This is a genomic window from Rathayibacter sp. VKM Ac-2926 (assembly GCF_022815565.1).
GTDB classification, from domain to species: Bacteria; Actinomycetota; Actinomycetes; order Actinomycetales; family Microbacteriaceae; genus Rathayibacter; species Rathayibacter festucae.
In genome coordinates, this window is sequence record NZ_JALGRS010000005.1 from 13,593 (window position 1) to 26,042 (window position 12,450).

Sequence of the window (12,450 nt, forward strand, 5' to 3'; positions counted from 1 at the left end):
TCGATACGCCCCTAAAGGGCTACTCGACCAGCATGTGTCGACCAGTATGCGTGTGCCCTCCCATGCTGATCGAGTAGCCCGCGGAGCGGGCGTATCGAGATCCACCGCGTATTCGAGAGCCCTTGCTGCAGTCCGGCGGGTGCCCGCATCACTCGGTGGCGCGGCGGTCCTCGGCGAGGAGGAGCGCCAGCTCGTCGCGGCTCAACGACTCGACGGGTGCCTGCGCGGCCATGGCGAGGTAGCCGCCGTCCGCCGCTTCGTAGCTGCCCGCGCCCCCGCCGAGGAGGGCGGGACGCTCGCCCTCGTGCAGGAAGAGCAGGTAGGAGCTCCCGGGTACGAGCAGGGGCTCCTGCACGGTCGTGTAGCGGACACCGTCCAGGACGCCGCCGGTCTGCGTGATGGTGAGCCGGTCACCCGCCTCGCCCTTGTGGACGGCGGTCACCTCGAGCTCGACCTCCGTCACGGCGATGGCGCCCTCGAGGCTGGCGGCGCGCTGCTCCTCCTCCGACGCCTCGCTCAGCGGATTCAGGAGCGGATCGGTGCCCTCGTAGGTCGGATACAGGACGGCGTCGCGGGTCGAGACGGCGGTGCCCTCGATGATGCGATCGGCCTGCCCGACGAGCTGCGGCAGGTCGTAGGAGGGGTAGTCGACGGCCATCTGCGACGTCCGCTCGACGATCGGCTCCGCGGGAGTTCCTGCACAGCCGGAGAGCAGAGCGGACGAGAGAACGGCCGCCGCGACCACCGAGATCCGGACCGCTGTCGTGGGCTGCATGCGGATCACCCTCTCACGGGAGATCGCTCAGGCCGGGGCCGTCCCGTCAGGGGGTCGATCACCGCCACGAGTGGTCAGCGGTTCCAACGTCCGTCCCCGGCACGTGCTCGATCGGATGCGGCTCCACGAGTTCGACCTCGAGAGGACGCCGGAGAGGGAACCATAGTCATGCCGGCGGCACCCAGCCCGACGGCCACCGACGTCGCCGTCCAGCTACCGGAGGAGGTCCGTCGTCCCTCTCGACGTGTCCGATCGATGCGGCGTCCGGCGACTCGGGCCCCGGCGCGGGTAACCTGTGACGCATGATAGAAGGCGTCGGCGCTCAGCTTCGAAAGGGCGTTGCTGAGTTCTGCATCCTCGGGCTCCTGGACAGTGTGCCGATGTACGGGTGGGAGCTGTCGACACGCCTGCAGGAGGTGGGGGTCATCGGGAGCATCGGGACGCTGTATCCCCTTCTGGGGCGGTTGCGTGATCGGGGGTCCATCGCTGCTGTCGTCGTGCCGAGCGATCAAGGCCCTGCGCGGAAGTACTACTCACTGACTGACGTGGGGAAGATCGAACTCGGCCGTTTCAGAGCGGAGTGGCCGTCGTTCGTCAGTCAGGTGAACCAGACGATCGGAAGGGGAACCCCATGACTGCCTCCACCTCGCGGGTAGCTGACCGCTACCTGGAAGAGTTGAAGGTCGCGCTCGCCGATGTGCGCGCCGAACTCCGCGAGGAGATCTACGGGGGGGATAGCGGAGGAACTGGACGGCCTCGATGACGACGCTGCGCGAGAGCGCATCTCCGAGCTCGGGACCCCTGCGCGTATCGCTTCGGCGGCCGGCGGGTCGTCCAGCAGTAGTGGACTCGTCTTCGATCGCCCGTGGTTCGCCGTTGCGAGCTCGTTGTCGTACGCGTTCGGCTGGCTGCTGATCCCGGGCGCGGGCTGGCTGATCGGGATCGTTGCGCTGCTGCTCTGCTCCTCGTGGACTCTCGCAGAGAAGAGGGCGGCCGTGATCGCACCGGTGGTCACGGCTGCAGTCGTCGGCGGTGGCACCGGGCTCTTCTACTGGGTCACTCTCACTCCGAGTTCCACCATGACGACCTGGACGGTCCTGGTCGCAGCGACGCTCGTCGGCGGGGTGGTGAGTCTGATCCTGGGAACGCGCTTGTGCGCCCGCTACGCGAGAACGCGGCGGGCGCACGAGGCGACGATGCAGTCGTGTAGCCGATGATGCACATCTGCGCGTTGATGTTCATCTGGGCACTGAGCCGGCGGCGCAGAGAAGGCGGCACCACCGGGCCGGCGGGAAGCTCCGTCATGCTGATCGAGTAGCCCGCGAAGCGGGCGTATCGAGATCCACCGCCGCCGGAAGCCGGGTCTGCGGACCCGCCGTGCTGATGACGGCGGGTCTCGATACGCCCCTCTGGGGCAACTCGACCAGCATGTCTGCAAGCGTCTCTTCCAAGGAGATCGACCGCCCTCGGAAGCCGGGTCTGCGGACCCGCCGTCCTCAGAAGGCCGCGCCCGCGCGGAACGCGGCACCGGGGTGGCCCGCGGGCAGCGTGGGCGCGGTGAGTCCGAGGATCCGCTCGCGCATCGATCCGGAGCGGGGCGTCTCGGGCAGCATGCCGCGCTCGCGCAGCAGCGGCACGACCTGCTCGGCGAAGTCGCGGTAGGTCTCCCACGCGCCGTAGGTGTATTCGATCAGGAAGCCGTCGACGTCGGTCCGGTCGACGATCTCCTGCAGCTGATCGGCGACGGACTCCGCGGTGCCGGTGACGCGCATCCCTCCGATCGAGGACGTGATCACGTCGAGGATCTCGGCGACGGTCGGGCTGTACTCGGGCTGCTGGAACATCGCCAGCATGGTCTGCCCGACCTCGGTCGTCACCTCGGCGAGGGTCGCGTCGAGCGGGAACGACATCAGGTCGACTCCGCTCCACCCCATGAACAGCGCGGCGGCGGCCTCGCGCGAGGGGGTCGCGTCGAGCTCGGCGCGCAGTCGAGACGCCTCCTCCTCGGTGTCTCCGACGATGATCGAGACGGAGGGGATGACCGTGATGTGCCGCGGGTCGCGGCCGTTCGCCTCCGCCCTCGTCCGCAGGTCGGCGACCGTGGCGGCGGCCTTGTCGAGGTCGCGGTCCTGGATGAAGACGCACTCGCCGTACCGGCCGGCGAAGGCGCGACCGGCGGAGGAGGTGCCCGCCTGCAGCAGCAGCGGTGTGCGCTGCACCGACGGGATCGCCGGGAAGTAGCCGTCGTAGCGGAAGTACTCGCCCTGGTGGGTGATGCGGTGCACCTTGGCGGGGTCGGCGTAGGTCCGGGTGGCCTTGTCGTACACGACCGCGTCGTCCTCCCACGCGCCCTCCCAGAGCTTCAGGCACAGCTCGACGAACTCGGTGGCGCGGCGGTAGCGCTCGTCGTGGGGCGTGACTCCGTCGTGCCCCAGGAGCTTCGTGAGTGCGACCTGGTTGTCGGAGGTGACGATGTTCCAGGCGATGCGTCCCTTCGTCAGGTGATCGAGCGTGGTGAAGGTCCGTGCGTTGAGGTAGGGCTGCTGTGCCGTGGTGGAGGCGGTGACGACGAAGCCGAGGCGATCGACGGTCGCCGCGAGACCACTGACGAGGACGAGCGGATCGTGCACGGGGACCTGCACGGCTTCGCGGATCACCACCTCCGGAACGTCGTCGCCGCTCATCGGATAGCCCAGTGCCTCAGCGAGGAAGAGGAAGTCGAAGCCGGCGTCCTCGAGCTTCCGGGCGAGGTCCTGCCAGTACTCGAGAGTGGCGAAACCGCGGGTGTCGCCGCGGGGGTGGTGCCAGGCGTTGCTGATGAAGTTCGGCGTGAACTCCTCGAACGCGCCGAGGAAGATCTGCTTGGTCACGGTGCTGCCCTTCGGTGGCGATCGGATGCTCCCGAGCGGAGGGCTGATAACCTGACGTTATCAACCCGCTGATGATAACCGTGGGTTATCATTCTCGGCAAGACCGCCGCACCGCACCACCCGGGAGGACCGATGAGCGATGACGCCGTCGTGGCGCCGGCCCTCGCCTCCGAGATCGGCGTGCTCGTGCGCACCCTGCGCACCGCACGCGGACTCTCGATGCGCGCGCTCGCGGCCGAGGCCGGGGTCTCGCAGCCGTTCCTCTCCAAGCTCGAGAACGGCCGCCTGCTGCCGAGTCTCTCGACCCTCTACGCGCTGGCCGCAGCCTTCGACGTGCCGCCGGCCGAGCTGGTGCCGGCGATCGCCTCCTCCGACGACACGACACCGGAGGCGCATCTGCGCGCGAGCGACGCGCCGCACGCCCCGCGCGCTCGGCTGGTGGCGGGCGGCCCGGGCCGGCGGACGGAGGCGTACCTCTTCACTGCGCAGCCGGGACAGTCCGACGACGTCGACTTCGTGCATCAGGGCGAGGAGTTCGTCTTCGTCACCGAGGGCACCGCGGTGCTGACCTACGCCGACGGAGCGTCTCACACGGTGTCGGCCGGCGAGTCGATCACGATCGAGACGTCGCGCCCGCACCGCTGGTCGGTGCCCGCGGACGCTGGAGGCGCGGCACGGTACCTGCTCGTGACCACTCCTCCAGGTGCCCCCGCGGGCTGAGGGCGAGCGCCGGCGACGGGAGGCGATCATCGCTCGTCTTTTGTGAGGACAAGCCGAGGCGCCGCCGCATCGCAGGGCGCGCTCGTCGGCGCTATTCGACGTACTCTCCCTCGATCCCGAGCGCTTCGATGTCCGTCCCCGTGCCGGAGGCGATCATGTCGCCCGTGGGTCCATCGCAGACGAGTGTGTAGACGTCCCAGGTCTTGGCCACCGTGCCCGAGAGCGCGCCCCAGTTCTGGATCGTGTGATGCACCGTCAGGACGTAGACCGGATGGTCGGCAGAGATCTGCACGTCCGAGGCCAGACTCGGCAGGGCGACCCGCAGATCTCCGTAGGACAGGAGGGCTGCGTAGACAGGGCTCTTCTCGGCGCCGACGTCGACGACCGCTCGTGCGGAGCCGACCAGCTCGGCGACGGGCACCAGAGGCTGAGAGGCGTCGTACGGTTGAAGTGCAGGGAAGTGCTCCACGCGTTCTGCAGATGCTTCGTCCGGCGAGACGGCGGGCTCAGCAGCGGCCGGTTCAGTGCGAGCGGTCTCCACGGGAGTGCTCGGACCATCTCCGCCGGCCTGCGCAGCCGAGACACCCATCGTCGTCGCCACTGCCGCCGCCGCAAGCACGGCGCCGGCGATGCCGAGCGTGATCCTCGTGACTCTCATCAGTACCCCGTCCCCCAGAGCGACGCCGCACGCGTGCTCGCCGTCCGTCCGGCAGTCACGTCCCGGCTCAGCCACTCGGTCTTCGCGAAGGCGAAGAGCCGGTCGCCGTCACTCGTATCTGGACCGTACTGCCCAACCGTTCCCTCCTGCGACCTTTCTCCACGATCGGACCGGCCTGCGCGAAGCGACCTGACGGGGGAGCTGCGTCCCATCGAGGGAGCGGACATCAGCATGGTCCTCCCCAGGAGTGGAGCCGGTCGCCGTCACCGGTTCTCGGACCGGGCGCTCGTGCGAGCGCTCCTTTCAGCGGAGTGGTGAGTGAACCTGTGATGAGCAATATCTGTCGGTCGTCGACTCGCGGCGAGGTCGAACGAACTCGGACATTCGCTGGCGATCGAGCTCGGTGCTCTCGATGAATCAGACGTCCGGAATCTCGTCAGGAGGACCGCGTCTCCGCTAGGTTCCCCGAGTGACGACAGAAAGCTCTCCTCCCGCTCAGAGCGGTTCTCCCAGCGGCCGAAGGACGATGACCGAGAGCCAGCAGCGCTCGAATCGAGTGGTGACGATCGTCGGATTCGTCCTCGCATTCATCGGTTTCCTCAATGTGGCGGGGCTGATCCTCAGTCTCATCGCGCTCATCCGATCTCGGCGAGCGGGTCAGAGGAACGGCCTGGCCCTCGCCGGTGTGATCATCGCGGCAGTCGGAGTGGCCTTCATTGCGGTGCTTCTCGTCGTCCTGGTCCCGATCCTCGTGGATGCGGCACAGACGTGCTCGCGCTTGGGCGAGGGAGTCCACGTCGTGGGCGGCTCCACCTATACCTGCACGGGGACGTCGTTCTCCGTCTCCTCGCGGCCGTGAGAGGGCGCGCCCCGCACCCGTGGAAGAACCGTCAACCGGTCGATTCCACTGCGTGCCTCCTGCGTCTCCACTCGTCCGCGAGGATCGCGTAGACCGCTGAGTCGATCCAGGTCTCGCCGCGTCTCTCGCTCTGCAGGAAGAGGGCCTCGCGCCGCAGTCCCAGCCGCTCCATCGCGTGCACGGAGCCGCGGTTGTCGGCTGCGGCGCGTCCGATGATGCGATGCAGGCCGAGCGTCCCGAACCCGACGTCGAGGAGAGCGCCGCCCGCTTCGAGCGAGTAGCCCAGGCCGGCCGTGTCCGGGTGGAGGAACATGCCGATCTCACCCTGCTGCCCGTCCGCCGATCGGACGAGGACGGCGTCACCGACGAGCGCCGCCGTCGCCCGGACCTCGATGCCGTAGAAGCGGCGGTGACCCGGCTCGCGCAGGTCCCACTCGGCGTCCCGCTCCTCGAACCAGGAGGCGTACTGCCCCTCCGCGAGCAGACCGTGACCGAGGAACCGAGAGGCGCGGGCGTCACCCCGGTACGCCGTCACCGCTGCCTCGTCCTCCCGGGTGAGTCGCCGGAGCCGGAGTCTCCGTGTGAGCAGATCGACCGTGCCGTCCATCCGCCCAGGGTAGGGCCGGTGATCCCGGGCCCGCGGGACACCGATCCGTCCGCGGAGGTGAGACGCGACATCGCCGCCTCGGGCTCGGACCCGCTCGTAGGATCTCTCCGTGGGATCGGCCGCTGCCTATGCTCGCCGGTACCACTCGCCACCGGAGAGGATCGATCGTGACGCGCAGCTCTCGCACCGTGCCGCTTCTGGCGGGCCTCGCGGCCACTGCACTGCTCACCGGCTGCGCCCCGACCCTCTACGGCCCCGGTGACGCGACCAGGGAGGTCGCCGAGACGACCGCGCGCGAGAGTGCCGCCGCGCTAGCGGATCGGATCGGCACAGACCGGCCGGATGACATCGACGAGGTCGCGAGGGAGGCCGCCGCCGAGGGCGCCGACCTGGTCGGGATCGAGTCTTTCGACGCGCCCGAGCTCGACGATGCGTTCGGCGCCCTCACCACGCGCATGGTCGGCGTGGACGGACAGCCCTACTGCTTCCGGATCGAGTTCGACTTCTACGGCCGGCACAGCGTCGACGGCGTCACCGTCTTCGGCACCACGACCGGGGTGCAGGACGTCGAGTGCGACGCGTCGACGCCGAGCGTCACTGCGCCGCCCGACACGCGCGAGGCCGTCGTGCCGGCCGCGAACGCGGAGGAGGCCGCGGTCGAGGTGCTGACCGCGCTGCCCGAGGACCCGGGCACGATCGAGGACATCGCCGCCGCGATCAGCGAGCGTCTGGCGGCTCCGACGGGACCTCGGGAGGTGGCCGCACAGCCGACGGTCGTGCTGCGGGGCACGGACGTCGGAGTGGCGATGGGGCACGCCGAGGACTGCGTCCTCGTCAAGCGCGAGGCGGGCGCCGTCACCCGCGTCGTCGTGGCGCCGGTGCTGCTCCAGCCGGGCGAGCTCGGCTGCACCGCCGACACGGCTCTGAGCCCGGCCGAGTCGCTGCGCCCACCGCACTGACCCGACATCCAGACGTCGAGCGCGACGCGGCGTCAGCGCGACACGCGTCGGCCGGCCCGCCGGTTCTCGATCGCGAGGATCGCGGCGGCGAGGAGCGCGCCGAGGACGGCGCCGATGGTGTTCATCAACCAGTCGTTGGTGTCGCAGGAGCGGCCGATCGCCGGGACGCTCGCCTGGACCAGCTCGATCAGGGCGGACAGGCCGGAGACGGCGGCGGCGACGAGCACCGGGCGGCCGACCGCCACCGCGAGCAGCAGGGCCCCGGGGAGCAGGAGGGCGATGTTCGCGAGGGTGTCGATGCCGTCGAACGGCACCGAGAACTGCACGGTGCAGAAGACCGGCGGCGTGCCGTCCGGCGGGTACATCGTCAGCGCGATGCCCGCGAGGAAGGCCAGCGCGGCGAGGACGAGGAGGGTCCTCCTCGCGCCGCGCCGGTGCAGCAGCCAGGCGAGCGCCGTGACCAGCGCGACCGCGATCCAGAAGCCGATCGGCACGAGCGCGGCGTGCTCGACGAGGAAGGTGCTGATCATGGCGCTCTGCTCTCGGGTGGCGGGGTGGCGGGATCGGTATCAGCGGGCGGAGGGACGGATGCGCGATCACCGACGGCGTCGACGTACGGGGGAGACGTCCGCGCAGCCCGAATCGAGCCCTCGGCGGAGGCAGGCCCCGGAGGTCGGCCCCGGAGACCGGTCCCGGGGGTCAGCTGCGGAGCGGAGAGCCCACGACGTCGAAGCGGTGGCCGCCGAAGGCGCCGCTGAGCAGCGGGCGCGCCCACGCGATCGCGGCCTGGACCTGGGGGAGTGCCAGCGAAGACCGGTGCGCCTCGGCGCTCTCCCACAGCTCGACGACGAAGACGGTGTCGGGCTGCTCGTCGTCCACGCCGACCTCGTAGGCCAGGCAGCCGGCGTCGACGAGGGCGCCGTTGTGCTCGATGAGGAGGGCGACGAGCTCGTCCCGTCTGCCGGGTGCGGCCCCCAGGGTGCCGACGTTCGCGAAGGTCATGCCGCGAGGCTACCGGTGCCGGCGCCTCCGCTCCTCGCCTCGATCCTCCGCGCCGGTGCTCGGCGGCCGGCTCCGGCGGCGGCCGTCGCGACCGCGGCGACGGCGAAGGCGACCGTGGCGCCGGCCCCTCCGAGCAGCGCTCCCGGCCCCACGGCGCCCACAGCCTGGCCCGCGATGAGCACCACGAAGAGCAGTGCCGTGCCGGTCGCCGCGCGGTACGGGTCGAGGGCGGTGGTCCAGGCGATGAGCGCTCCGGTTCCGGCGGTGCAGCCCCAGCCGAAGAGGAGGCACGCCAGGAGGGCGAGCGGCGAGGAGGCCGTGAGCGCCAGGCCGAGGGTCCCGACGGCGGCCGTCGCCGTGGTGATCGTCCAGGCCGTGCGCGGCGGCAGGGCGCTGGTCCAGCGGGCGGTGGCGATCGCGACGGTGCCGCCGATCCCGAGGACGATCCACGCGACGACCGACTCCGCGGTGCTGCTCCCGCCCTCGACCAGCAGGGTCCTGCCGAAGTTCCAGACTCCGGCGGATCCGGCGCCCAGCAGCGCCGCCGCCAGGATCGCCCCGCGATGTGCGCGCAGCCAGGCCGTGGAGAGAGCGGTCGGGGTCTCGCGGCGCGGGGTGGCGCCGTCGAGAGCGGCGACGGCGAGGGCGGCCGCGACCACGACGACCGCCGCGACGACCCACAGGGCGCGCCAGCCCGGGAGCAGCGTCAGGGCGAGGGCACCCGCTCCGACCAGCCCGGGGCCCGTCCCGGAGTTCACGATCGTCTGCGCTCGCGCCTGCCGTCCCGGGCGGACGCCCGTCGGAGCACGTCGACCAGTGCGGGGGAGGCGAGGCCTGCGCCGACGGAGCTCATGACGGCGGCGATCGCGAAGGGGACGAACTCCTGGCTGAGCGCCATCCCGAGCGACCCGGCGCCCGCCGTCGCACCGGCGGCCAGCACGAGGACGCGGGCCGCGCGGGAGGCGAGCACGAAGCCCGCGACGGCGCCGAGGCAGTAGGCGAGGGAGGCGCCGGCCGAGACACCGCCCGCCGTGGCCGCGTCGAAGCCCAGCTCGGAGCGCATCTCCGGCAGCAGGAGACCGTAGGCGAAGCGCACGAGACCGTAGGTCGCCGCGATGAGCCCGGTGGCGGCGAGGACGAGGGGGACCGGGGACGAGAACGAAAACGTGCGTTTCATATACAGAGTCTAGGCTGGAGGCATGTCCACTCCACTCCGAGCCGCGTCGATCAGACCTCGTACCGAGGCGAAGCTGCTCGACGCGGCCGAGGAGCTCTTCTTCAGCCGCGGGATCGCCGCGACCCCGATCGACGCCGTGCTGGCGCTGGCCGGCGTCTCGGCCGCCACCCTCTACCGCGGCTACTCCAGCAAGGAGGCGCTGGTCGCCGCCGCCCTCGCCCGTCGGCAGATGGCCTGGCTCGAGACCTGGGACGCCGAGATCGCGCGGGCGGACTCGGACCGGGAGCGGCTGCTGGCCGTGCTCCCCGCACTCGAGCGCTTCCGGGAGCGGCCGCACGGCGCCCGCTGGTGCGCGTTCCTGGCGTCGTCCGCGGAGTACCTCGACCCGCCGGCCGAGCTCGCCGACGCGGTCCGCGCCGATACGGAGTCACTGCGCGGACGGCTGACCGAGCTCGCCGCACCGCTGGTGGGGGAGGAGGCGCCGCAGCTCGCGGAGGAGCTCCTGCTCGTCGTGACCGGCGAGCTCGCCATGCGGCTGCGCGGCGGCCCGCTCGGCGAGACGAGCACGGCCGGGCGCGTGGCGGACGCGGTGGTGAGTGCGCACCTGCAGGATCAGGGCCTGCGGGCGGAGCGGTAGCGGCACGGAGGGCGTCGCCGCCGTCGGGGTCGACGCAGCTGCCGAGGACGCCGGCACTGGCGACCGCGACTGCCGAGCAGCGAGGCGTCGACGACAATCACACGCTTCCGGAACAAGATCAAACTGACATGATCTCGATCATCGCCCAAAAATGGCACTCGGCCCTCCTCAGCGCGAGCCTGCAGCCCCTCATCCGCATGCCGCCCGATCACCGACGTCTACGAGTGGACGACGAAACCAGGCGACGAGACGGCCGGAGACATCCTGGCCTCGAGCGATTTCCCGCTGATGGCCAAAAGCTTGCAGGGCGCAACGCGGTTGGAGCACCGGGAGCGCGGGTCGGTGTACTCCACTGCCCGGCGCATGGCGTCCTGCTTGAAGGACTCCGGCACCCGCCAGTGGGTGAACCGCACCGGCGAGAACGACACCCGGCCGGAGTTCGACCCGGCAGCCTTCGTGCGCTCCACCGGGACGCTCTACAGCCTGTCCAAGGAGGGCGCCGGCAGCGCCGGCCCCCTCGTCCTCGCCCTCACCGCGGCGACCGTCGAAGCCGCGGAAGAGCTGGCGGCCGTCTCGCCGGGAGGTCGGATGCAGACACCGATGCTCGGCGTGCTCGACGAGGCAGCGAACGTCTGCCGCTGGCGGGACCTCCCCGACCTCTACAGCCACTACGGCTCCCGAGGCATCCCCATCATGTCTGTGTTCCAGTCCTGGTCGCAGGGCGTCAGCGTGTTCGGACGGGAGGGCATGGACAAGCTCTGGTCGGCCGCGAACGCGAAGATCTACGCCGGCGGAATCTCCGAGACGGGCTTCCTGCGGATGGTGTCCGAGCTGATCGGCACCTACGACCGCGAGACGACCTCCGCGAGCATCAACAAGGGCGTGCGCTCCACCACCAGCGCGTTGAAGCGGGAACTGATCCTCGACGTCGCCGAGCTCGCGAACCTCCCCACACCGAAAAAGCGACGCAAGATCGGGAGGGCGATCCTCATGTCCTCCGGCTCCCGCGCCGCCATCCTGCGCCCCGTCCCATGGTTCGACGGCCCCAAGCCGCTCGTCGCCGCAATCAACGCTTCCCTCGCGAACCACAGACCAGGTCCAGCGCCACCGCTGACGCCCACGCCGTCCACCGAGCAGGGGCACGACCTCACGCCGGCGACTCACGCATGAGCGACTACGACGACGACGACCCGTTCGGCGCCGACGAGCCCACCACCGCAGCGGTGAGCGTCGACGTCGACGCGGGGGAGCAGCCGACAACGCACTTCGGATCCGCGGATGAGTTCGTGCGCAAGCAGCTCATTGGCACCTACCGGCGCCGAGTCATGGCGCAGGGCTCCGGCGGCGGTTCGCGGTGGAAAGCAGCCTGGTGGGAGTCCAAGGAAGCGCAGCAGCGCATCGAAGCCCTGTGGCGGGCGTGGGAGGCCGCACGCGCCGACCCGAAAGCCGGGATGAGCGCGTGGTGGATCAACCACTGCGACCCGCACATGAGCGTCCTACTCTCCCCAGACGGGCCCTTCGCGGACTCCACCGACGAGAACCGCATCGGGGAGGCGCTGCCCTACGAACCACCGGTCGAGGGTGCGTTCCCACCCGACCTACAACCGCCGCTGTACACGCAGCGTCCGCGCAATGAGCACCGGTGATTTGGAGGAGGCGGCACGATTCCGGCCGTGATTGCCGGGCTGGCGATCGCGACGCACCACCCGGTACCGAGAGACCCTCGAAGCAGCGGGAACATCGGTAATAGGCATCCCCGGAGCGGAAGACGCCACATTCCCCGGCGCGCTACGTGCCGCCGTGGACTCCGGAGTCACGGCCGTCATGGCCGGTGACGACCCGACCGCGGTCAGTGCTCTGGAAGTACTCGCCACCTCGGGAATCTTGAGTCCTCAAGCCGTCTCTGTCACCGGGTTCGACGGAGTTGGCGTGTACCGGTCGCCACTTTTCGGCCTCGCAACTATGCGCCAACCCGTGGAGGCGATGGCGATAGCAGCGACCGACATCATGATGCGCCGCTTGGACAACACCCAGACCGAGCCCGCGCACGAGGTATTCCGAGGAGAATACGTGCCCGGAACCACCCTCGGATTGCTACAAGCTGAGCACGCACTTAATTCGAGCGCCTGAAGTACTTTCGCTCAGGGTCTTCGGTCCGAAGACATCGAGAATCGTCGTTGCAACTT

At 70.3% G+C, this 12,450-nt stretch carries 17 protein-coding genes; 9 read left to right on the forward strand and 8 right to left on the reverse strand.

Annotation, left to right across the window (positions count from 1 at the left end; translation table 11 throughout):
- Positions 1–148: 148 nt before the first annotated feature.
- Entirely contained in the window at positions 149–775 is a 627-nt protein-coding gene (locus MT351_RS08085; RefSeq protein WP_132437244.1) for a hypothetical protein, read from the reverse strand.
- A gap of 302 nt (positions 776–1,077) precedes the next feature.
- Between MT351_RS08085 and MT351_RS08090 the strand changes: the two genes are divergently transcribed.
- Positions 1,078–1,410, forward strand: a complete 333-nt coding sequence (locus MT351_RS08090) for a PadR family transcriptional regulator (protein WP_123733258.1) — start codon at positions 1,078–1,080, stop codon at positions 1,408–1,410.
- Between the two features lie 60 nt (positions 1,411–1,470).
- Positions 1,471–1,992 (forward strand): hypothetical protein, encoded by a 522-nt coding sequence (locus MT351_RS08095; RefSeq protein WP_132437243.1) that lies wholly within the window; start codon positions 1,471–1,473, stop codon positions 1,990–1,992.
- 279 nt (positions 1,993–2,271) lie between these two features.
- Here the strand turns inward: MT351_RS08095 and MT351_RS08100 are convergent, their stop codons facing one another.
- Complete coding sequence (locus MT351_RS08100) at positions 2,272–3,645, reverse strand: NtaA/DmoA family FMN-dependent monooxygenase (RefSeq protein WP_165909109.1); 1,374 nt, start codon at positions 3,643–3,645, stop codon at positions 2,272–2,274.
- 132 nt (positions 3,646–3,777) lie between these two features.
- Here MT351_RS08100 and MT351_RS08105 point away from each other — a divergent pair, with 132 nt between their 5' ends.
- Positions 3,778–4,365, forward strand: coding sequence for a helix-turn-helix domain-containing protein (locus MT351_RS08105; RefSeq protein WP_123737022.1), 588 nt, complete (start codon positions 3,778–3,780; stop codon positions 4,363–4,365).
- Positions 4,366–4,456: 91 nt separating this feature from the next.
- Here MT351_RS08105 and MT351_RS08110 read toward each other — a convergent pair whose 3' ends face one another.
- Complete coding sequence (locus MT351_RS08110; protein ID WP_243581861.1) at positions 4,457–5,023, reverse strand: hypothetical protein; 567 nt, start codon at positions 5,021–5,023, stop codon at positions 4,457–4,459.
- Positions 5,024–5,549: 526 nt separating this feature from the next.
- On the opposite strand from MT351_RS08110, the gene MT351_RS08115 reads away from it, so the two are divergent.
- Complete coding sequence (locus MT351_RS08115; protein ID WP_243581862.1) at positions 5,550–5,882, forward strand: TMEM43 family protein; 333 nt, start codon at positions 5,550–5,552, stop codon at positions 5,880–5,882.
- A gap of 31 nt (positions 5,883–5,913) precedes the next feature.
- Here MT351_RS08115 and MT351_RS08120 read toward each other — a convergent pair whose 3' ends face one another.
- A complete protein-coding gene (locus MT351_RS08120) occupies positions 5,914–6,489 on the reverse strand; it encodes a GNAT family N-acetyltransferase (RefSeq protein WP_132437239.1) in 576 nt (191 codons plus the stop codon).
- A gap of 167 nt (positions 6,490–6,656) precedes the next feature.
- Here MT351_RS08120 and MT351_RS08125 point away from each other — a divergent pair, with 167 nt between their 5' ends.
- On the forward strand, positions 6,657–7,448 hold the full coding sequence (locus tag MT351_RS08125) for a hypothetical protein (protein ID WP_132437238.1): 792 nt from the start codon (positions 6,657–6,659) through the stop codon (positions 7,446–7,448).
- Between the two features lie 32 nt (positions 7,449–7,480).
- Here the strand turns inward: MT351_RS08125 and MT351_RS08130 are convergent, their stop codons facing one another.
- The 4 genes from MT351_RS08130 to MT351_RS08145 all read right to left on the reverse strand — a co-directional run bounded on the left by MT351_RS08130 (position 7,481) and on the right by MT351_RS08145 (position 9,627).
- Positions 7,481–7,978 (reverse strand): VanZ family protein, encoded by a 498-nt coding sequence (locus MT351_RS08130; RefSeq protein ID WP_132437237.1) that lies wholly within the window; start codon positions 7,976–7,978, stop codon positions 7,481–7,483.
- 169 nt (positions 7,979–8,147) lie between these two features.
- Positions 8,148–8,450 carry a putative quinol monooxygenase gene (locus MT351_RS08135; RefSeq protein ID WP_132437236.1) on the reverse strand — a complete coding sequence of 101 codons (303 nt, stop codon included), beginning with the start codon at positions 8,448–8,450 and terminating at the stop codon, positions 8,148–8,150.
- Positions 8,447–9,208: a hypothetical protein gene (locus MT351_RS08140; RefSeq protein WP_207901739.1), complete on the reverse strand. Its 762-nt coding sequence runs from the start codon at positions 9,206–9,208 to the stop codon at positions 8,447–8,449. The genes MT351_RS08135 and MT351_RS08140 overlap by 4 nt, the downstream gene beginning before the upstream one ends.
- Entirely contained in the window at positions 9,205–9,627 is a 423-nt protein-coding gene (locus MT351_RS08145) for a YbfB/YjiJ family MFS transporter (protein WP_207901737.1), read from the reverse strand. Before MT351_RS08145 ends, MT351_RS08140 begins: the two co-directional genes overlap by 4 nt.
- Before the next feature lie 22 nt (positions 9,628–9,649).
- Between MT351_RS08145 and MT351_RS08150 the strand changes: the two genes are divergently transcribed.
- The 4 genes from MT351_RS08150 (at position 9,650) to MT351_RS08165 (ending at position 12,394) form a co-directional block, all read left to right on the forward strand.
- Complete coding sequence (locus tag MT351_RS08150; protein ID WP_132437235.1) at positions 9,650–10,264, forward strand: TetR/AcrR family transcriptional regulator; 615 nt, start codon at positions 9,650–9,652, stop codon at positions 10,262–10,264.
- Positions 10,265–10,627: 363 nt separating this feature from the next.
- The gene (locus MT351_RS08155) at positions 10,628–11,434 is read left to right on the forward strand and encodes a type IV secretory system conjugative DNA transfer family protein (protein WP_243581863.1); all 807 of its coding nucleotides are present in this window, start codon (positions 10,628–10,630) and stop codon (positions 11,432–11,434) included.
- Positions 11,431–11,910: a DUF4913 domain-containing protein gene (locus tag MT351_RS08160; protein WP_123737029.1), complete on the forward strand. Its 480-nt coding sequence runs from the start codon at positions 11,431–11,433 to the stop codon at positions 11,908–11,910. The genes MT351_RS08155 and MT351_RS08160 overlap by 4 nt, the downstream gene beginning before the upstream one ends.
- 31 nt (positions 11,911–11,941) lie before the next feature.
- Positions 11,942–12,394 (forward strand): substrate-binding domain-containing protein, encoded by a 453-nt coding sequence (locus MT351_RS08165; protein ID WP_132437233.1) that lies wholly within the window; start codon positions 11,942–11,944, stop codon positions 12,392–12,394.
- The last annotated feature ends 56 nt before the right edge of the window (positions 12,395–12,450 follow it).